The sequence below is a fragment of the Saccharothrix sp. BKS2 genome, assembly GCF_047689505.1.
GTDB classification, from domain to species: domain Bacteria; phylum Actinomycetota; class Actinomycetes; order Mycobacteriales; family Pseudonocardiaceae; genus Actinosynnema; species Actinosynnema lopnurensis.
In genome coordinates, this window is the sequence record NZ_JAUQOL010000005.1 from 471,294 (window position 1) to 492,394 (window position 21,101).

Genomic DNA, 21,101 nt, shown 5'->3' on the forward strand with positions numbered 1-21,101 from the left:
TGCGGCAGGTGCAACACGGCGCTCAGGTCCCACCGGCAGCGACACCGCGTACCCGGTGCGAGGGCCGGTCCAGCGCCGGTGGAGGACAGAGCAGTTGCCACACGGGCAGGGTTCCGCAAAACCCTGCCCGGGAATCACGTCCTGGCAACCGCCACGGTGATCCCCACGGCGTTGCCCACCGTGCCGGGGAAGCCGGCGTCCAGGTCGTCCACCAGGGTCAACGAGCTCGCCAGGGTGTCGTGCGTGACGAACTCCCGGTGGGCGCGGACGGCCTCCTGGACCTCCCGCGGCGCCCCGACCACCAGGGCGATCCGGTCGGACACCTCCAGGTCGGCGTCGCGTCGGGCCTGCTGGACCACGCGGACCACGTCCCGGGCGATGCCCTCCGCCTCCAGCTCCGGGGTGCTCGCGGTGTCGAGGGCGATGGTCACGCCGCGCTGCGACTCCACGACCCAGCCCGTGCGGGGCACCTCGGTCACCACCACGTCCCCGGCGCCGAGCGCGAGGGCCTCGCCGTCCAGGGACACCGTGAACGACCCGGTGTCGCGCAGGCTCGCCACCACCGCCCCCGGGTCCTCGGCGGTGATCACGTCGGCCACCCGCTGGGTCCGCTTGCCGAACCGCTTGCCCAACTCGCGGAAGTTCGCCTTGACCCGCACGTCCACGACCTCGCTCGCCGCGTCGAGCGGCTGGATGACCTTGACGTTCAGCTCGTCGCCGACGTCGTCGAGTAGGTCCTGGGTCACCGCGACGCCCGGCGGCAGGCCGACCAGCGCGCGGGCCAGCGGCCGGCGCACCCGGATGCCGGACGCCTTGCGGGCCGCGCGGCCGGCCTCGGCCAACGCGCGCGCGGTCGCGACCGCCCCGGGCAGGGCCGGGTCGATCAGCTCCCCGTCCGACCCCGGCCAGGGGGCCAGGTGCACCGAGTCGGCCGCCGCCGGGTTGCCGGGGCGGACGACCCGCTGCCACACCTCCTCGGTGATGAACGGCACGATCGGTGCGAGCAGCCTGGTCAGGACGTCGAGGCTCTCGTGGAGGGTGACCAGGGCGTCCTGGTCGCCCTCCCAGAACCGCTGCCGCGACCGGCGCACGTACCAGTTCGACAGGTCGTCGACGAAGTCGGCGAGCAGCCGGCCCGCGCGCGCGGTGTCGTAGGCGTCCATCCGCTCCCCCACCTCGGCGACCAGCGCGTGCGCCTCCGACAGGATCCAGCGGTCCAGGACGGGTCGCTCGGCGACCGGGCGGGCCGTCTCCGGCGCCCACGTCGTGCCCGCCGCGTAGAGCGAGAAGAACGACGCGGTGTTCCAGTAGGTCAGCAGGACCTTCCGCACGATCTCGTCCAGCGGCGCCGGCCCCACCCGGCGCGACGACCACGGCGAACCGGAGCACGCCATGAACCAGCGCAGCGCGTCCGCGCCGTGCGCGTCCATCAGCGGGATCGGCTCCAGGATGTTGCCGAGGTGCTTGCTCATCTTGCGGCCGTCCTCGGCCAGGATGTGGCCGAGGCAGACCACGTTCTCGTAGGCGGACCTGCCGAACACCAGCGTGCCGATCGCCATCAGCGTGTAGAACCACCCGCGGGTCTGGTCGATCGCCTCGCAGATGTACTGCGCGGGGTAGGTCTTCCCGAACGCCTCGACGCTCCCGGGCAGGTGCGGGTAGCCCAGCGACGCGAACGGCATGGCGCCCGAGTCGTACCAGGCGTCGACGACCTCGGGGACGCGGGTCGCGGTTCCGCCGCACGCCGGGCAGGCGAAGGTGATCGCGTCCACGTACGGGCGGTGCGGGTCCAGCCCGGAGAGGTCCCGGCCGGCCAGGCGCCCCAGCTCGGCACGCGAGTCGACCGCCGTGACGTGGCCGCCGGGGCAGCGCCACAGCGGCAGCGGGGTCCCCCAGTAGCGGGACCGCGACAGCGCCCAGTCGACGTTGTTCTCCAGCCAGTCGCCGTAGCGGCCGTGCTTGATGTGCCCGGGGAACCAGTTCGTCCGCTCGTTCTCCCGCAGGAGTTCCCCGCGCACGTCCGTGGTGCGGATGTACCACGACGGCTGCGCGTAGTGGATCAGCGGCGTGTGGCAGCGCCAGCAGTGCGGGTACGGGTGCTCGAACTCCTCGTAGCGGAACAGGGTCCCGTTCCCCTTCAGCTCCTCGACCAGGATCGGGTCGGCCGCCTTGAAGAACACGCCGCCCACCAGCGGCACGTCGTCGAGGAACCGGCCGTCGGGCGCGATGGGGTTGACCAGCGGCAGCCCGTTCGCCCGGCACACCGCGAGGTCGTCCGCGCCGAAAGCGGGGGCCTGGTGCACCAGGCCGGTGCCGTCGGTGGTGGTGACGTAGTCGGCCGGCACCACGACGTGCGCGTCCGGGATCTCGACCAGGTCGAACGGCCGCCGGTAGCGCAGGCCGGCCAACTCCGCGCCGGCCGCGGTGGCGAGCACCTCCGCGTCCGCGCCGAGCACGGCCTCGAGGCGCGCCCCGGCGACCACGAAGGTCCCCTCGGCGGTCCGGGCGACGGCGTAGGGGACCTCGGGGTGCACCGCGACCGCGGTGTTGGACACCAGCGTCCACGGCGTGGTGGTCCAGATCAGCAGTTCGGCGCCCTCGACTCCCGCGACCGGCGCGTCCAGCGGGAAGCGCACGTACACCGAGGGGTCGGTGACCGTCTCGTAGCCCTGCGCGACCTCGTGGTCGGACAGGGTCGTGCCGTCCTTGGCGCAGTAGGGGGCGACGCGGAAGTCCTCGACCAGCCTGCCCGCCTCGTGGATGCGCTTGAGCGACCACCAGACGCTGTCGACGTACTCGGGCGACATCGTCTCGTACGGGTGCGAGAGGTCGATCCAGTAGCCCATGCGCTCGGTGAGCCGCTCGAACTCGCCGACGTGGCGCAGCACCGACTCGCGGCAGCGGTCGTTGAACCCGGCGATCCCGATCTTCTCGATGTCGGGTTTGCCGGACAGCCCCAGTTCCTTCTCCACCGCCAGCTCGACGGGCAGGCCGTGGCAGTCCCAGCCGGCCCGGCGCGGCACCGAGCAACCCCTCATCGTCCGGTAGCGCGGGAAGACGTCCTTGAAGACGCGCGCTTCGACGTGGTGGGTGCCGGGTCGGCCGTTGGCGGTGGGCGGGCCCTCGTAGAACACCCACGCCGGACCGCCGGCGGTCTGCGCCAGGCTGCGGGCGAAGACGTCGTTGTCCCGCCACCACGTGATGACCCGGCGATCCAGCTCACCGAGGTCGATCCTGGTGGGCAGGGCGGTGAACGGGGACGCCGGAACGTGCTCACCCATGTCCGCGGGCTCCTCGCCTCGTCGTGTGCCGGGTGGTCGGTGCGACCACCCGCACGGGGACGAAGCGCCCGGGTGCCCGGAACTCCGCGGTACCACCCCGCTTGCGCCCGGCGGGCCGGGTGCCTCTCGGTTCAGCCGCGTGACGTGCGGACGACGTCCGGTTCTACTGGGGCGGGGTCGCCCGTTCTTCCGGAGGCTCCCCGGTGATGCCGGATCCACGCCTGTGCCGCGGACTCTAACGCGTCGAGGATCGCGGCGGTTCCCGGACGCGCCGGGCGAGCCCATCCGGTACCGGTTGCCCCCGCGCGAGCAGGGGCGGTCCTTCGTGCGCACCGCTGTGCGCACCGCGAGTCCGCCCGGCGCCGTGGTCGGCGGCCCCCCGGCGCAGGGACCGGAAGGCCGCCTCTCACGGCCGGGCACCGTGCGCGAGTGCCGGTGCCCGGTACCCGCGGCCCGGCCGACCGGAACTCAGGGCGTCGTGATGGGAGAGTTCGGTCGACCGGGCCGCGGGGGTCACGGTGCGGTGTAGCCCAGGGTGTAGTCGCCGCTGCCGGCGTAGGCGAGGATCCGGTAGGTGTAGAGCCCCGCGCCACCGGTGTGGGTGATGGTCTCGGAATTGCCGGGCGTGGTGCCCTGCGCGACCGTCACCCACGTGACGTTGTTCCACCTGAGCAGGTAGACGTCGAAGTCCGTGCCCGCGGGGCCGCACAGCGTCGCCCGGTGCGTGCCCGCGCCCGCCGAGAAGTACGTGCCGTTGGGCTCGTAGGTGCTGCCCCCGCTGGTCAGCCTGCCCGTCTCGGTGTTCGGGTGGGTGCCGCAGCCACCGCCGCCGTCCTGGGTGACCACCCACCGGAAGGACGCCGAGTCTGACTTGCCCGCGGCGTCGGTCGCGGTGACGACGACGTTGCTCGTCGCGGCGGCGGTCGGGGTGCCGCTGACCAGGCCGGTGGAGGCGTCGAGCGACAGGCCGGCGGGCAGGCCCTGGGCCGACCACCGGTAGGGCGACGTGCCGCCGGAGGCCCGCAGTTGCAGGTTCACCGCGGTGCCGACCCCGGTCGTCTGGTCACCCGGCTCGGCAACCACGGGTTCGTTCGGCGTGCTGTCGTTGAGGTAGCCGGTGTAGAGGAGCAGGTTCGGCGACCCGGTGCCGATCCCGGACAGCTTGCCGCTGCTCGCGTTGTTCACCAGCGCGTCCCGGACCTGCTGCGGCGTGGCGCCCGGGGTCGCGCCCAGGTGCAGGGCCGCGGCGCCCGCGACGTGCGGGGAGGCCATCGACGTCCCGGTGATGGTGTTGGTGGCCGTGTCACCGGTGTGCCAGGCGGACAGGATGTTGGTGCCCGGCGCCCAGATGTCCAGGCAGCGGCCGAAGTTGCTCGTGCCGGACTTGGTGTCGGAGTTGGTGCTGTTGCCGACCGTGATGGCCTCCGGCGTGCGGGCGGGGGTGAAGCCGCAGGCGTCGGAGTTGTCGTTGCCACCCGCCAGGACGTAGGTCACGCCGGAGGAGATCGACCTGCGGACCGCGTTCTCCAGGGTCGTCTGGGTGCCGCTGCCGCCGAGGCTCATGTTGACCACGGCGGGCTTGGCGGCGTTCGCCGTGACCCAGTCGATGGCCCGGATGACGGTGTCCCACGGGCCGCTGCCCTGGCAGTCCAGCACGCGGACCGGGACGATCCGCGCCTTCTTGGCCACGCCGTAGGTCGTGCCCGCCGCCGAACCGGCGACGTGCGTGCCGTGGCCGTTGCAGTCAGCGGGGTTGCTGTCGTTGTCGATGTAGTCCGGGCCCGCGCTGATCCGGCCGCTGAAGTCGCGGTGGGTCATGCGCGCGCCGGTGTCGAGGACGTAGACGGTCACGCCCTCGCCGCCGCCGGCGGGGTAGGTGAAGGACTGGTTGAGCGGCCGGTCCCGCTGGTCGGTGCGGTCCAGGCCCCACGGCGGGTTGGTCTGGGTGTCCGCGATGCGGGCCGTGGTGACCTGCTCGACGTAGTCCACCCGCGGGTCGGCGGCCAGCCTGCGGGCCTGCCGCTGACCCATCACCACCGAGAAACCGCGCAGGACGTGCTCGTAGGTGTGCTTGACCTCGCCACCGTAGGTGTTGACCAGGCCGGTCGCGCTCGCGGAGACCGCGCCGGTCTGGTCCTTGAGCTTGACGATGTAGCGATCGGCGACGGCGCCGGGACCGCCTTCACCGAGGATGGCGACCTCGGCCGCGGTGGCGGACGAGGCGGTCGCGGTCAGACCGGCGATGGTCAGCGCGGCCAGCGCCACGCCGAGGCATCTGCCCCGGCGTGAGGATGCAGGGTTCATTCTCATGTTCTCCGTTGAACTGAAGACAACGCCCGCCGAGGACGATAACCCCGTTCCCGCGGATACCAGTGGCTACTTCCCGCCATCGGCGACAACTGGCCAAAGCAGTGCTAACGTCCCCCGGCCATGGACACCCTGCTGGAGCCGCTCGGTCTCGGGCCCGTCGAGAGCGCGCTCTACCTCGTGCTGATCGACAACCCGCAGACCTCGGTGACCGAGCTGGCGGCGCTGACCGGGGACTCGGCGGCACGGCTGCGCCGCCCGCTGGCGCGGCTGATCGACAGCGGACTGGTCACCCGCCTGGCGGGCACCCCGGCCCGCTACCTGCCCGCGCCGCCCGAGGTCGCGGTGGACGCGCTCGTCCTGCGGCGCAGGCAGGACCTGGAGGCCCTGCGCGCCGCCGCACGCGACCTCGGCAAGCGCCTCGACATCGCACCCACCGGCCGCACGTCCGAGCTGATCGAACTGGTGGACGGCCAGGCCGCTATCCGCCGCCAGCTTGCCCGGATCCAGCTCGGCGCGGAATCCGAGGTGTGCATCGTCGACTGCCCGCCGTACATGAGCGGGCACCCCGAGGTGAACCCGCCGGAGATGCAGGCACTGGCCCGCGGCGTCCGCTACCGCGCGATCTACCACGCGCCCTCGATCGCCGAGCACCACCGCTCCGAGGAGATCCTGCGCTCCATCGCGGAGGGCGAGCAGGCCCGCGCCCTGCCGGACATCCGGATGAAGATGATCATCGCGGACGGCCGGGTGGCGATGCTCCCGCTCAGCTTCAGGGAAGCCGAGACCGGCGTCCGCATCCTCGTCCACCCGTCACCGCTGCTGAGCACCATCACCGCCTGCTTCGACATGCTGTGGGAGCGCGCGACCCCCATCGGTCCGGAGCCCGACGCCGACCTGAGCGACCTCGACCGGCAGATCCTGCTGATGCTCGCCTCGGGCATGAAGGACAAGGCGATTTCCCGCGCCCTGGACCTCGCCGACCGGACCCTGACCCGCAGGCTCACCAGCCTGATGACCGCGCTCAACGCGACGACCCGCTTCCAGGCCGCCCTCCAAGCCTCCCGGCGCGGCTGGATCTGACCGGTGCACCCGAGGACGCGCCAGGCCGGCCTGCAGCCCGTGCTGCCCGCCACGAGTCGACCGCAGTACAACCGCAGCACATACAGAGGTTGAATGGCCAGGATTGATCGCGCTGTCCGCGACGAGTGCCCGCAATCACCATGGCCGGGGTTGGGGTTGGGTATCCCGGAGTCATGAGGTACGCCGATGGCGGTGTGCTGTCCGAACGGGGCAGGGCCACACGTGAGCAGGTCCGGTTGCGGGCGGCGGAGTGGTTCGCCCAGGACGTCCCGGTCGGGGAGATCGCCCGTCGGCCGGGGGTGTCGGCCAACGCGGTCTACACCTGGCGGCGTCGGTGGCGTGTCGAGGGCGAGGCCGGGTTGGCGTCGAAGGGGCTGGGAGGGTCGTCGTGCCGGCTCGATCGGCGGCGGTTGGACCGGCTGGCGAAGCGTTGGAGCGGGGTCCCGCCGCGCACGGGTTCCGCGACGGTCAACGCCGACCCCTGGCCCGGGTCTCCGATCTGATCGCCCGGCTGTTCCACGTCCGCTACACGCCGCTCGGCGTGTCGTACCCGTTGCACTGCACGGGGTTCTCGCCGCAGGTGCCCGCGCACCGGTCGATCGAACGCGATGAGGAGGCGGTCCTCGCCTGGCGGCGGGAGACGTGGCCTGCGGGAAAACGGCAGCGGCGGAGCAGAGTGCTGGTTGTGCTTCGAGGACGAGGCCGGTCAGACGCCGGGTCCGCCCAAGACGCGGACCCGGGGTCGACGCGGGTACGCCCCGTCGGTGTCGGTGTCGGTGTCGGTGTCGGTGTCGGTGTCGGTGTCGGGCAAGGGCTCGGGCCGGGTCTCCATCGTCGGCCTGGTAAGCGGATGCAGGGCCGACGACATCCGCGTCCAGGTCGGCCACGCCTTGCCGGAGAACGGTGACAAGCATGCCGTCGGCCCTACCACTGCCGCATCGGGACTAGCCCTGCCAGTGGTGGTACAGCTCGCGGTTGTGTCCTATGGTGAAGACGTCCAATCGACGCGGACCCCAGGACGCCGAGCTGAAACCTCCCGGCCAGGATCCATCCAGTGACTCATTCTGGAACGGTGCGTCTTCCTGCCAGTGGTGATTAAGGTTGAACGTGCCCCCAAGGCAGCTGGCCTGATATACGGTGAAGTAGTCCAGTCGTTGCTGACCCCATGTGGCGGCGTCCATTTCTACCCGGCACACCGCCGCCGGGAGCGTCGTGCCTTCTCGTCCCCATCCTCCTGAGCCAGGGTTCTGCCAAAAGTGATCGATAGAGATGGCGTTCGCGGCTGCGTAGAAGGTAGGAGCAAAAACGTCGAGCCTTCCCGGGTACCCTGAAACCGCAACGACAGACAGCTGTCCACCGCCGTAGTTTGGCAGCAAGCATTCCACGTGGAATGGCTCGCCAGAGTTCTGCCAGTAGTGCCGCACGCAACCAGTCGGCAGTGACACAAATACATCCAAACGATCAGGCCAAGTCGTGGCAGAAATGGCGCTCGCCGAAGCCCCTAGATGGCCGAGGTATTCAAGGCCAGCCGTTGGACCGCTTGGTTCGTGGTGCGGGTACCAGTAGTGGTACAGATGAGAACCATAATCAATCTGCTCCACAAAAACGTCCCATCGGCCTGCCCCCCAGGAGACCGCCTCGACAGGGCTTGTTTCACTCCAAGGCCCACCACCGAGTACTTCGTGTCGAAAGTACGCCTCTCCAGGGCGCTGCCAGTAGTGGTGTAGCCGCTTGTCGGTACCGACCGCAAAGACGTCACGATAACCGTCGGCCCCACTCGTGGCACTCACTCCCGCATAGGAAGAGAACGAACCCCCCAGCGACTCCAGGCGGAACGACTGCCCCGGCCCCTGCCAATAGTGATAGAGTTGTTGATCGAATCCTTTCATGAAGATGTCAAGCCTGCCGTTTTTTGCAATAACGGCAGGCTTTTGCCCTGGCCAAACCCCGCCCAGAGATTCCACGCTGAAGGTGGATGTCAGACTTGGCGACTCGCCCGTCCATGCCAGCGATTTCGCCGAAGCGGGCGCGAGGGACGACAACAAGAAAAGGATGGCAACAGCCAGAGCGATCGCCCTGTTTTTCACACTGCAAAACATTGTTAATCCTTTGCCGAATGGATGAGTCGAGCAGATCGCACCCCCGGTTGCGACCCATTGCGTCGTCTGTCGTAATTTATAAGTCAATCATTCCGACTGCGGGAACGTCATCTAGTCGCGTAATGACCTTGCTCGGAGAGCCGGGATGATCCTCCAGTGTGCAGATCTCCAACTGATCACAATTGACCTGCCGACCGACATCCACCGCCGGCACCAGCACTGCTTGCCTTGGCCGACGCCGGGTCAGTTCCTCCGCTGAACAGGTGTGCCATGTCTCAAGACCGGCACTGGAACGGCGCCCGGAGCCGCCGCCACCTTGACGCGTCCGTCCTGCTTTCGGAATATGATCACAAGGTTCTCCGAACGCTCGTCGGCACGGCCGTGCATACCGCCGTACGGACACTCTCCCACCAACCTGCAGTCGGATTGTTAACGCATTGCTGACGACTGCCGATAGTCGGAGCGCAACAGTCGTGCGACAGAGGTGGGCCTGCCATGGACATCCGGCTGCTCGGCGCGGTGCAACTGGTCACCGCCGACAGCGTTGTCGAGGTCGGGCCACCGCAACGGTGTCTCGTGCTTGCGGCCCTGGCGGTGGCGGCCGGAAAGCCTGTGGCCACAGAGGTCCTGTTGTCGCGGGTGTGGGGCGACGACCGGCCGGAGCAGGCCAGACGGACCCTGCACGTGCACATCAGCGTCCTGCGCGGGCTGCTCGCGCGGCATTCCGGTGACGCAGTGGCGATCGTGAGCCGAGCCGGGGGCTATGTCCTCGATCTGGACGCAGACCACGTCGATCTCTTCCGTCTCCGTCGAATCGTCCAACAGGCCCGCACGGACGCGGGCCGGCGCTTGGCGCTGCTGCGGGAAGCGGTAGGTATGTGGCGCGGGGAGCCGCTGGCGGGACTGCGGTCCGCGTGGGCGGTCGGGGTGCGACGGACATTGCGGCACGAACACAAGGAGACTGTGATCGCCTGGTCGGTGGCCGAGCTCTCCGCCGGGAACGCCGTGGCCGTCGTCGAGCCGCTCACTGATTTGGCCGGCACCGACCTCAGCGACCAGCGGCTGGTGGCGACACTCATGCGAGCGCTCCACGCGGTCGGCGACACCCAGGAGGCGCTGGCCCTGTACCAGTCCGCCTACGAACGGATCGTCCGCGACGACGGGCTGACCGTGGGACCTGAGCTGACCCGGGTGCAGCTTGGCATTCTCCGGGGCGACATGGACTCCGGCACGAGCATACCCACGGCACACCGCAGCAACTCTCCGGTGCAGGTGGGGACGATTCCGCCCCGCGCGGACAGCTTCCAGGAGCGGGCTATCGCCAAGGCGCTGAGCCAGGCGGCAACGCCGGGGCGGACAACTGTGCTCACCCAGGTCGTCGCCGGTCTCGGCGGGGTCGGCAAAACTCAGCTCGCGGCAGAGTTCGCTCGCCGGCTGCTGGATGGAGGGGACGCCGACCTGGTCTTGTGGATCTCGGCGGTGAGCCGTGACTCGGTGGTGTCCGGCTACGTGCAGGCGGGAACAGACCTCGAGCTGGGGCCTGGCGACGAGGAACCAGAGCGGACCGCGGGCAGGCTGCTCGCCTGGCTCGCCACGACGTCTCGGCGATGGCTGGTGGTCCTGGACGACCTGGCCGGTCCTGCGGACATCCGCGACCTGTGGCCGCCCGACCGGCCGACCGGACGGACGGTCGTCACCACCCGGCGCCGGGACGCGGACCTGCTCGCGGGCCGGGTTCTCATGGAGGTCAACGTTTTCACCGAGGCCGAGGCGGTCGGGTATGTGACCAGGAAGCTGAAGTCCCGGCCGCATCTGGCCGACGATGTGCGCGGGGTGGTGGCCGACTTGGACGCGCTGCCGCTGGCTCTGGGGCACGCCGCCGCGTACATGATCGACCTGGAGTTGCCGTGCAGCGCCTACCGGGTCCGGTTCGCCGACCGCAGGCGCGGACTGGCCGAGCTTTTCCCGCACCCGGACACGCTTTACGAGGGCAACTCGCGCACGGTCGCCACGACCTGGACCCTGTCGATTGACGCCGCCGACCAGTTGCCGCCAGCGGGGATAGCCCGGCCACTACTCGCGATCATCAGTGCGCTCAACCCGAACGGCATCCCAGAGGCGGTACTCACGGCGCCGAGCGCGGAGGCCTACCTCGCTGCGCAGTGTGGAAGGATGCCGAGCCACACCGATATCCGTGACGGGCTGCGCGGACTGCACCGGTTCCACCTTGTGACTCATGAGAACGGGGTAATCCGCATTCACGCCCTCGTACAGCGGGCAGTCCGGGAGAGCCTCAGCGAGGTCCAGTCGACGGCGGTGGCTCGGGCGTCCGCCGACGCCATTCTGGAGATCTGGCCCACGATCGACACGCTCGACGGCCAGCTCCTGCGCGCGAACGCGATGGCGCTGCAGCACAACTGGTCCGCCGCGATCTGGGATCCGCAGCGCGGCATCCACCCCGTCATGACACGGACGATGACCAGTCTCGGCGCGGCCGTGCAGCTCGACGAGGCGATCCGACTGTGCAAGCAGCTGAACCGACATGCCCTCGAGTACATCGGCCCGCAGCACCCCGACACTCTCGCACTGCGCAACCAGCTCGCGACGTGGCTGGGCGACGCAGGACATACCCAGGAGGCAGTGGTCGCCCTCAGCGAGCTCGTGCCGGACATCATCTCCGCACTAGGCCGGGACCACCCGACTGCCATCACAGCCCGGTGCAACCTCGGTTACCAGTGGGGCCAGGCCGGCTATCCGGAAAAGGCCGTGACCGTGCTGACCGAGGCACTCGCCGACCAGGAACGTGTGCTGGGCCCCGGCACCCTCCCCGTCCTGCACACTCGCCACCAGATCGTGTATTGGCGATCCAAGACTGAGAACACCGCGAAGCTGGTCGGTCAGCTCGAGGAGTTGCTTCGGCTCACAACCCCGATCCTCGGTCCCGAGCACCGCGAGATATTCGAGCTGCGGGGCACGCTCGCTTCCTTCCGTGCGGAGATCGTCGGGCACGCGCAGTCGGCGGCCGAGATGCGCGAGGTACTCGACGACATGCGCCGCGCACTCGGACCGACCCACCGTGACGTCTCGGTGCTCCGCCTCAACCTTGCCGACCGCCAGCGTTTGGCAGGAGACCTGACTACGGCTTTGGCGGGACTGCAGGAGCTGCTCACGGAGCGCATCAGGTCCCACGGCCCCTATCACCGGGACACCATCGCCACCCACCATTGCCTCAGCCACGTACTGACTGACCTGGGTGACTATCCGCAGGCGGCGACTGAGCTGGCGGAAGTAGTGGAAGGGATGCGTCGGATGGTCGGCCCGCTCCACCAGGACACCCTGCGCCGCCGCTACGAGTTGGGGCTGCTGTGGGCCCGGACGGGAGAGCACCGCGCCGCAGCCGACCTCCTGGTTGAAGTCCTTGCGGCCCAACGAAATGTTCTCGGAGATGCCCACCCCGACGTTGCCGCGACCCGGGAGGCTTTGACCCAGCTGTAGCAAGAGCGTGCACGCGGCATCATAATGCACACTGCGGCTGGGCTTGACTGGTCCTCGCCCCGTTTGGCGGAGTCGGGTTGCCGGATTTCAGGCTACTGGTGGGCCTGACCCGTTCTGACGGACATCCGAGATCAGGGGTTGTCGTGCCCGATCCCCGCGGTCGGTTCCACCGCGGGTGCCCCGTGCTGCCGCCTGACCGTCTCCCACCAGCCCACTCGACGAACCAGGCGGTATCCCACCGACGTCACCGACGCCCAGTGGGCCGAGCTCGACCCGCCTGTTGCGGCGCCTGCGCGCCACCGCCGTCGCGTGCGCGACCACGAGCGCCTACGCCACCACCACGAGGCCATGGTCCGCTGGTCCATGATCCGCATCACCAGCCGCCGACTCACTCAACCCCAGCAGCTCGAAAGCAGCTGCTCAGTGGCGCCGCAGCGTCCGCACGTGCCCTTGCGCTCACGCGCGTCGCAGGTCCCGCCTCTCGGCCCTGCCTGCCCGGGAAGTCCTGTCGCGGGCCCCACCGACGTGTCGTGAGCCGTCGCCAGTGGGATGGAGCTCAGGGGACGGCGATCCACGCGGTGTTGTAGGGCACCGTCCCGCAGCCCCACTGCCGGAGGTCGGTCGGGGCGTAGATGTCGGTCGCCGTCACGCACATCCGGGCCATCCGGTCCATCCGGGTGCGCAGGAAGGCGTTCTGCTGCCAGAACTTCTGCGGGTTGCCGCCGTTGCACGCGTACTGCTGGACGACCGCGTCGTACGAGTGGCTGCCGCCCCGGACTTCCATGCACTTGCCGGTCGCCACGTTCCGGTACTCGCCCCACGTGCCGGTCGAGTCCGGGGTGAAGGTCCAGCGCTGGTTGGCCGCCGCCGTGCACGAGGCCGTGTAGAGCGCGACGTTGTTGGCCGTGGAGCCGTTCGGGACCTCGATGCACCAGGCGTGGTTGTACATCCTGATCGAGAAGTCGCCCGACGCGGCCGGCGCGGCCGGCGCGTTCACGACGACCAGCAGGCCCAGCACGCCCACGAGTGTCGCGAAGAGGGAAGTCACACGAGCGAACAGCGATCGTTCCTCGCCCACGGGTTCCTCCTGACGGGCCAGAAAACCTCGGGCACCGATACTGGCAGGGGTTTTCAGCGAGCGGGACCGCCGCGCGGGCCAACGACCAGCGCAAACTTTCCGCGGTCGTCGATCCTGCGCGGGGGTTCCGTCATCCGGCCGAACTCCGGTCGACCACCCGGGGAGAGACGGTCCTCCCCCCTTACCCGGGTGGTCCGGCGGGAGGCGGTCCGTCCACGCCGCCGCCCGCCGGTTCGAGGACCGAGTGGACCAGGTGGCCGACGACGCGGTCGGCGAGCCCGCGCGCGAGCACCTCGGCGACGACCGCCCGGGTGGCCTCGGTGGCGTACCCGCGCCCCACGAGCCCGGCGCGATCCAGCAGCCGAGTCCGACCGCCGGCACACCCGCGCCCGACTCCTCCGCCGACCGGAGGTTCAACGACACCAGCCCGACGAACGCCCCCAGAGCCATCGTGCGGCCCGAGCCACCCGAAGCCCGCCGAGCGCCAGTGCTCCGGCGCGGCCTCGTGCTTGCCGCGCACGGTCGGCCCGTTCCACGGCGAGCTGGCGCCCACGTACCGCACCACCTCGGGCACCGCGGCGAGGGCGCGCGGCTCCCCGAGGTTCGACGGCAGCCACGGGCGCAGCTCCAATAGCTCGGTGATCGGGTTGTTCGAGGTCACGGCACCATCGACGCACACCGTCCGCGTTTGGTTCGGCGGCGGTCGGGTACCGGGAACCCGTGGCCACGACAACGGAACGACGCGGCGCCCTGCTCAGGGCCGCCGCCCTCGGCGCCGCGAGCGGCGCCCGCAGCACCGCCGGACTCACCTCGATCGCGCTGACGTCGTCGCGCGCCGACACCGGCATCGCCCGGTCGCTCGGCGGCCGGACCGGTTCGCTCGTGACGGGCCTGGCGGCAGTGGGCGAACTGCTGGCCGACAAGCACCCGTCCACCCCGTCACGCCTCGGCCTGCCCGGCCTGCTGCCCCGGCTGGTGCTGGGCGCCACGGCCGGGGCCGGGCTGGCGCGCCGCGAGGGCCGGTCGGTCGTGCCCGCCGCAGTCGCGGCGGCGGCGGCCGCGGCGGCGTGGTCCGTGCTCGGCAACCGCCTGCGGACGCGCCTGGGCGACCGGTTCGGCTCCGACCTGCCGGGCGCGCTGGCCGAGGACGCCGCCGCCTTCGGGCTCGCCTGGTTCGGCGGCCGCCGCGGGCGCTGACCCCCGGCCCGACCAGGGGGTGACCACCTTGCCGGGGTTGAAGATGCCGCGCGGGTCGAGCGCCCGCTTGACCGCGTGGTTGAGGGCTGAGGGATGTCACGTAACTCGATGATCGGTCGCCGGGCTGGATCGGGGATCATGATCGGGTGCAGGTGATCTCGGCGTCCCGGTCTGAGTGGACCGCACCGTTCACGGGTTTGCAGCCCGGTCAGTTTCGCAAGTTGGTGCGGGTGGTGGCCGAGCGAGGCGGGGACGCGATCGCGGACGGGCGCCCCGGCAGGCAGTAGCGCCTGGACTTGGCCGACCGGGTGCTGCTGGTGGCCACCTACTGGCGCACCGACCTCACCATGCGCCGGCTCGGGCCGCTGTTCGGGATGTCATACGCCGCGGCGCACCGGGTCATCGACACCGTCGGCCCACTGCTCGCCCTGGCCCGCATGAAGAACCGGACCATCCCGCGCGACCACCGCCGCGCCGCCCACACCCTGCGCGACACCGCCGCCATCGGCACGCTTGCCTCCGACGGGGTCCGTCTTGCTCTGTTCGGACGAGGATGACGGTGTTCGGGGTCAGTTGACGGAGGTGGTGGCGGAGTTCGGGGCAAGGTGGCGGGGCGGTGAACAGCGCCTGGGACGGGGTCGGCGGAATGCGTCGTCGAGCCGACGCTTGATCATCCCTTCGGCGGTGTACCGGTGGTGCCGGCCGAGCGGGCAGAACTCGCGCGCGCCGGCGGGCGCGGCCCCTCCCGCAAAGGCCGGCGCCACGTCAACGGCCACCAGTGGACGTCCACGGCCGGCACATCGGTGGGCCATGAGTCTGGACAGGGCACGACGCCTCGGTCAGAGCGGTGCACAACCACCTCGTCGAGATGAAGCGTTCCGTGCACGCAGGTCACCTACGCGGTGAAGAACCGACTGCCCGCGCCCTCATTCGGGTGAAACCACCCCACGGGCGACAACACGGCCTTCACAACCGGCATCGTGGGTGCGGGCCCGATCCCGGGTACCGAGTTGACCATGAAGGGGGATTGCCTTGTTCTCCGTGCCGAGGTCTGCGCCAACGACCGCGAGCCGCACCCGACGCCGACGCACAGCCGTCGGGGCCTGCGCAGCCGCTGTCGGGATCGTCCTCGCGAGCACGCCCGCGGCCACGGCCGCGCCGGAGTCCGTTGTCCGAGACTTCTACGTCGACTACGGGGCCAGCTATGCCTCAGGCACCGCCACCTTCACCAACCGGTGGGTGATCCTGGAGGGCACCCTGCACGCCGTCGGATGCGGCCGAGCCGTTTACGGCGACGCCTACGCGGGGGCCAACCACCTCGGCAGCGCGAGTTCGACTCCGCGCTGCGACGGCAACTGGCCGATCGACATCCCGGTCCCGGCGAACGTGGTGGGCGGCGCCGACCGCGTCCTGATCACGTTGGTCGCCCCGGACGGCTCCGACGCCGTGTGGGTTTACCGCTGATCGGAGTCCGATCGCTCTGCGGTGCGGATCGACGTCGCACGGGGAGTGCTGCGGCTCCGCCGCCGAATCCGCCGAGCAGGGGCGAACAACTCAGCCGTCAGGTGTTCACCCCTGCTCGGCGGACCACAGGTCCGGCGCTGGTGCCACCGCCAACTCCATCACCTCCGCCATCCCGGTCGCGTCTCAGCGGACGACGACTCCACATCCGGGGGTTCGCCTGCTGATCGGGTCACTGCCCGGCCAACGATCCGGTCGGGAGCGGAAGCCTGGTAGGCAGGGGAAGTGGTGGTCGCCGGCCATCAGTGGTGTGGTTCCGCGGTCGTGATGGCTGTCGCACCGCGGCGGGTTCGGCCTCCAGCAGGGCCGGCAACACCGCCACGTCCTGCACGGCAGCAGCGGGCGTACGCGGTCTGCTGTCGGCGGCTTGTGCGGGAAGAGCGAGCGGCCCGTCGGCCGCGGTTCAGGTCGGCCGCCCCAGGGGCGTGACCTGACACAAATCTGTCCGGTCGGCTGTGTTGACGCTTCGTCGCGGACGATCCTAGCCTCGGTGTGAGAGCGTTCTCACGCTCGTCCCGGCCGCCCATCCCCTGCTTGGGAGGTCCCATGCTGAGCACCGTTGTCCAAGCGTCCCTGCTGCTGTCGCTCGTGGTCGTCCCCTCCGCACCGGCCACCGCGCCACCGGAACCGGCCGCCGTGCCGTCGCCTCCGCCGGCGGTCACGGTCTGCGACGGCTACTGCGACGACCGGGATCCCGCGCTGCCGCCCAGCGCGCACCGGTCCCGCACACGACCGTCGACGACGGCCGCGCCGCCCGCCGCCCTCGCCCCGGTCTGCAACACCCACTGCGACGGGCGTGATCCCGCGCTCTCGGCGGGAGAGCGGGTCGCCCAGTCCGTGCCCGCCGGAACCCGCCGGGTCGCGCTGCACTTCGACAGCACCGAGACCATGGGCTGGGCGGTGATCAGCGGCGGCGGCCAGGGCGACTCGGTCTGGCTGGACCGCTCCTACGACGCCGGGGCAACGTGGCAGCCGAAGGTCGGCTCGACCACGACCCCGGCGGGTTACGGCGGCTGGCGCACGCTCATGCACAACGTGGACGACTGGGCCGGCCTGCGCGTCGGGCTGCTGCGCGCCTGCGGCCAGCCCGCCGGGTCGTCGACCATCGCCTGCACGAGCTGGTACCGCACCACGTGGAACGCCTGGGACCGCCGCACCGCCGCGGCCACCGCCCTGATGCAGCGGTACAACCCGGGTACCGGCCTGTTCGACACCACGGGCTGGTGGAACTCCGCCAACGCGCTCAACGCGATCATCGACAACGCGCGGGTGAGCGGCATGGGTTCCTACCGCTACGCCATCGCCCGCACCTTCGACCTCAACCGCACCGCCTGGGACGGCAACTTCATCAACGAGTACAACGACGACGTCGCGTGGTGGGGGCTGACGTGGATCGCCGCCTACGACCTGACCGGCGACCGCCGCTACCTCGACACCGCCCGCACCGGCGCCGACCACATCCACCGCTACTGGGACCAGACCTGCGGCGGCGGCATCTGGTGGACCTCCAGCCGGACCTACAAGAACGCCATCGCCAACTCGCTGTACGTCCAGCTCAACGCCGCCCTGCACAACCGGCTGCCCGGTGACACGACCTTCGTGCAGCGCGCCCGGAACGGCTGGCAGTGGTTCGAGGGCACCGGGATGATCAACAGCTCGAACCTGGTCAACGACGGTCTCGTCACGTCGACGTGCCGCAACAACGGCCAGACGCCGTGGAGCTACAACCAGGGCGTGCCGCTGGCCGCGCTGACCGAGCTGCACCGCGCCACCGGCGACCAGGCGTACCTCGCGCGGGCGCGCACGCTGGCCAACGCCTCGACCACCAGTCCCGCGCTCAACCCGGGTGGGATCGTGTTCGACAACGGCGGCGGCGGTGACGTCCCGTCCTTCAAGGGCGCCTTCGTGCGCGGACTCGGCCAGCTGAACCGGGCGCTGCCGGACCGCCCGTACACCACCTACCTCACCCGGCAGGCGGACACGGCCCACGCGCGCGACCGGTCCAGCAGCGACTCCTACGACCAGCCGTGGGCCGGGCCGTTCCAGCGCAGCGACGCGGCGCGCCAGCACAGCGCGGTGGACCTGATGAACGCCGCCGGCTGACCGGTCCACCCTCGCCGGACGGACCACCGGCAGGCGCGGCCTCCCCCATCGGGCCGCGCCTGCCGGCAGCACGCCCACCGGTGTGCCGTTCTCCAGGCCGGGACCTGCGGAGTTCGTTCGGTTTGCGGGATTTCCCGGTGTGCGCCCGGTGCATCAGCCATGGGTAACGGGCAGCTCCGGTGACGCCGAGGTGACGAAGGATCCGCGGCCGAATGCCGCCGCTTTTGCCGTCAATTGACGCACTTTTGTCTATCTTGAGCAGTCTTTCGTTGACCGTGTACAAAAGTCGCCTTACCGTCGCCTGGCTGGTGTGACCAGTGCGACAGCACCAGTGCGCGGGGCCACGCGCCCACCGAACCCCTTGCCGAGTCGAGTTCCCCTGCTCACCGGCTTAGCCCAAGGGAGCGCCGCCGATGTCCTCCACCGCCCGCCACACCCGATGGCTGCGAGCCGCCGGGGCACTCGCCTCGACAGCCCTGGCCACAGCGGCATCGCTGTCCACCACGTCGTCCGCGCAAGCGGCGCCACCCCCGCCCCAGGAGCCGGGGGTGACACTGCGGGTCTTCGACCTGCAGACCGAGCTCAGCAGGCTCTGCACGCTCAAGGCCGCCCAGACGCCCAACATCGACAAGCTGATGCCGTCGATCAACTGGACGACCGACGCGGACTTCGGCATCGGCGACCGGTTCATGTCCGAAGTCACGGGCAACATCGACATCGCCACCGCGGGCAACCACGATTTCCGCCTCACCAGCGATGACGGCGCACGGCTGCGGATCGACAACACGCTGGTCATCGACCACGACGGCCTGCACGGAGCCCTGCCGGAGGACGGCTCGACCCAGCTCGGGACCGGCTACCACCCGCTGCGCATCGACCACTTCGACAACGTGGGCGGGCAGCAGATCACCCTGGAGTGGCGGCCACCCGGCGCGTCCGGGTTCAGCGTCGTGCCGAACTCCGTGCTCAGCACCGACGCGGGCGTGGTCCGGGTGACCGCCCCGGGCCGCAAGGATTGCGAGGGGGGCGCCGACTCGCCGGGCGACGGCCTGCCGCTGACCGGCGTGCACCCGGCCCACACGCTGACCAACCTGCGCCCGTCCGGGTTCGAGCCGCAGGTCAGCGGCATGGACTGGCTGCCGGACGGTCGTCTCGCGATCGCCACCTGGGGTGGCTCGAACACCAAGCTGGGCGAGGTGCACCTGGTCAGCGGCGTCACCGGCGTCACCGATCCCACGAAGGTCCGCACGCAGCGGATCGCCTCCGGGCTCCAGGAGCCGATGGGGATCAAGTACGTCGACGGCAAGCTGTACGTGTCGGAGAAGGCCGGGCTGACCGAGCTGAACGACACCAACGGCGACTGGGTCACCGACAACCACCGCCGCGTCGCGACCTGGCCGTACGGCGGCAACTTCCACGAGTTCGCGTTCGGGATGCTGTACCGGGACGGCGCGTTCTACCTGAACCTGTCGGTGTCGATCAACCTCGGCGGCGCCACGACCGATCCCCAGCCCGCGCCCAACCGCGGCACGACGATCAAGGTGGACAAGGCGACCGGCGCCGTCACCTACGTCGCCGGCGGGCTGCGCACGCCCCACGGCATCGGCTGGGGCCCCGAAGGCGGCATCTTCGCCACCGACAACCAGGGCGGCTGGCTGCCGTCGTCGAAGCTGGTGCACATCAAGCAGGACCGCTTCTTCAACCACTACACCAACCCCACCGGTCCGTTCGACAACCGCGCGATCACCGCGCCGGTGCTGTGGTTGCCGCAGAACGAGATCGCGAACTCGCCGAGCAACCCGGTGCAGCTGACCACCGGCCCGTTCGCGGGCCAGATGATCTTCGGTGACGTCACCTACGGCGGCCTGCAACGCGGTTTCCTGGAGAAGGTCGACGGCGAGTACCAGGGCGCGGTGTTCCGCATGACCCAGGGCCTCGAATCAGGCGTGAACCGCATCAGCCTCGGCCCGGACGGCGCGATCTACACCGGCGGCATCGGCGCGGGCGGCAACTGGGGGCAGAACGGCAAGCTGAACTTCGGCCTGCAGAAGCTGACGCCCAACGGCGCGGAGGCGTTCGACGTCGTCGCCATGCGCGCGATCGCCGGCGGGTTCGAGCTGGAGTACACCCAACCGCTGTCCGCCCAGACGGTGCAGGACCTCGCCGCCAAGTACCGGGCGACGCAGTGGCGCTACCAGGCGACCGCGGCCTACGGCGGCCCGAAGCTGGACCAGCAGGCGCTGACCGTGCGGTCGGCGACGCCGTCCGCGGACCGCAAGAAGGTCACCGTCATGCTCTCCGGCCTGCGCAACGGCCACGTGGTGCACCTGCGCTCGCCCCGGCCGTTCACGTCCGAGTCCGGCAAGTCGCTGTGGAGCACCGAGGCCTGGTACACGCTCAACGTCGTGCCGGGCACCGGCGCCCGCACCGGGAAGATCACCGGCCTCGCCGGGAAGTGCGTCGACATCGACAACTCGGGCACCGCGGACGGCACGAAGGTCCAGCTGTGGACCTGCAACAACACGGCCGCGCAGCAGTGGACGGTGTCCACCGACGGGACGGTCCGCGCGCTCGGCAAGTGCTTGGACGTGAGCGCCGGCGGCACGGCCAACGGCACGGTGACGCAGCTGTGGACGTGCAACGGCACCGGCGCCCAGCAGTGGGTCGCGCAGCCCGACAACTCGCTGAGGAACACGAGGTCGGGCCGCTGCCTGGACGCGGCGGGGAACAACTCCGCCGACGGCACCGCGCTGCACATCTGGGACTGCCTCGACGTCGGCAACCAGAAGTGGGTTCTTCCCTGATCGCGGTGACCCGCGGGTTCGCCGGTCGCCCCGCCGGCCGGCGACCCCCTTCGCTCCCGTTCGGACAGTGACGTCTGGAAGGACGACACCACGATGGCCAGCTCTCCGCGAAACCGAACCAGCCTCGGTGCCG

General features: G+C 70.4%; 12 protein-coding genes and 3 pseudogenes. 9 read left to right on the forward strand and 6 right to left on the reverse strand.

Annotated elements, in window-relative coordinates:
• Nucleotides 1-134: 134 nt before the first annotated feature.
• Complete coding sequence (ileS, locus tag Q5530_RS13200) at nt 135-3,281, reverse strand: isoleucine--tRNA ligase (RefSeq protein WP_415362478.1); 3,147 nt, start codon at nt 3,279-3,281, stop codon at nt 135-137.
• 513 nt (nt 3,282-3,794) lie between these two features.
• On the reverse strand, nt 3,795-5,546 hold the full coding sequence (locus tag Q5530_RS13205) for a S8 family peptidase (protein ID WP_415362479.1): 1,752 nt from the start codon (nt 5,544-5,546) through the stop codon (nt 3,795-3,797).
• Nucleotides 5,547-5,711: 165 nt separating this feature from the next.
• Here Q5530_RS13205 and Q5530_RS13210 point away from each other — a divergent pair, with 165 nt between their 5' ends.
• The 3 genes from Q5530_RS13210 (at nt 5,712) to Q5530_RS13220 (ending at nt 7,578) form a co-directional block, all read left to right on the forward strand.
• Nucleotides 5,712-6,671 (forward strand): helix-turn-helix transcriptional regulator, encoded by a 960-nt coding sequence (locus Q5530_RS13210; protein WP_415362481.1) that lies wholly within the window; start codon nt 5,712-5,714, stop codon nt 6,669-6,671.
• A 173-nt stretch (nt 6,672-6,844) separates the two neighbouring features.
• Entirely contained in the window at nt 6,845-7,174 is a 330-nt protein-coding gene (locus Q5530_RS13215) for a helix-turn-helix domain-containing protein (protein ID WP_415362482.1), read from the forward strand.
• The gene (locus Q5530_RS13220; protein ID WP_415362483.1) at nt 7,060-7,578 is read left to right on the forward strand and encodes a helix-turn-helix domain-containing protein; all 519 of its coding nucleotides are present in this window, start codon (nt 7,060-7,062) and stop codon (nt 7,576-7,578) included. The genes Q5530_RS13215 and Q5530_RS13220 overlap by 115 nt, the downstream gene beginning before the upstream one ends.
• Nucleotides 7,579-7,615: 37 nt before the next feature.
• Here Q5530_RS13220 and Q5530_RS13225 read toward each other — a convergent pair whose 3' ends face one another.
• On the reverse strand, nt 7,616-8,770 hold the full coding sequence (locus tag Q5530_RS13225) for a hypothetical protein (RefSeq protein ID WP_415362484.1): 1,155 nt from the start codon (nt 8,768-8,770) through the stop codon (nt 7,616-7,618).
• Nucleotides 8,771-9,265: 495 nt separating this feature from the next.
• On the opposite strand from Q5530_RS13225, the gene Q5530_RS13230 reads away from it, so the two are divergent.
• Nucleotides 9,266-12,265: a tetratricopeptide repeat protein gene (locus Q5530_RS13230; protein WP_415362485.1), complete on the forward strand. Its 3,000-nt coding sequence runs from the start codon at nt 9,266-9,268 to the stop codon at nt 12,263-12,265.
• A 556-nt stretch (nt 12,266-12,821) separates the two neighbouring features.
• On the opposite strand, the gene Q5530_RS13235 is transcribed toward Q5530_RS13230, so the two are convergent.
• Complete coding sequence (locus Q5530_RS13235) at nt 12,822-13,313, reverse strand: RICIN domain-containing protein (protein WP_415362486.1); 492 nt, start codon at nt 13,311-13,313, stop codon at nt 12,822-12,824.
• A 211-nt stretch (nt 13,314-13,524) separates the two neighbouring features.
• A complete protein-coding gene (locus tag Q5530_RS13240) occupies nt 13,525-14,004 on the reverse strand; it encodes a hypothetical protein (RefSeq protein ID WP_415362487.1) in 480 nt (159 codons plus the stop codon).
• A 59-nt stretch (nt 14,005-14,063) separates the two neighbouring features.
• Between Q5530_RS13240 and Q5530_RS13245 the strand changes: the two genes are divergently transcribed.
• Nucleotides 14,064-14,540: a hypothetical protein gene (locus Q5530_RS13245; protein WP_415362488.1), complete on the forward strand. Its 477-nt coding sequence runs from the start codon at nt 14,064-14,066 to the stop codon at nt 14,538-14,540.
• A gap of 27 nt (nt 14,541-14,567) precedes the next feature.
• On the opposite strand, the pseudogene Q5530_RS13250 reads toward Q5530_RS13245, so the two are convergent.
• Nucleotides 14,568-14,624 (reverse strand): annotated as a pseudogene (locus Q5530_RS13250) (FAD-linked oxidase C-terminal domain-containing protein); the annotation flags it as partial.
• A gap of 62 nt (nt 14,625-14,686) precedes the next feature.
• On the opposite strand from Q5530_RS13250, the pseudogene Q5530_RS13255 reads away from it, so the two are divergent.
• The 4 genes and pseudogenes from Q5530_RS13255 to Q5530_RS13270 all read left to right on the forward strand — a co-directional run.
• Nucleotides 14,687-15,025 (forward strand): annotated as a pseudogene (locus Q5530_RS13255) (helix-turn-helix domain-containing protein); the annotation flags it as partial.
• 547 nt (nt 15,026-15,572) lie between these two features.
• A complete protein-coding gene (locus Q5530_RS13260; RefSeq protein WP_415362489.1) occupies nt 15,573-16,004 on the forward strand; it encodes a hypothetical protein in 432 nt (143 codons plus the stop codon).
• 603 nt (nt 16,005-16,607) lie between these two features.
• Entirely contained in the window at nt 16,608-18,164 is a 1,557-nt protein-coding gene (locus tag Q5530_RS13265) for a glycoside hydrolase family 76 protein (protein ID WP_415362490.1), read from the forward strand.
• 413 nt (nt 18,165-18,577) lie between these two features.
• Nucleotides 18,578-20,956 (forward strand): annotated as a pseudogene (locus tag Q5530_RS13270) (ricin-type beta-trefoil lectin domain protein); the annotation flags it as partial.
• Between the last annotated feature and the right edge of the window lie 145 nt (nt 20,957-21,101).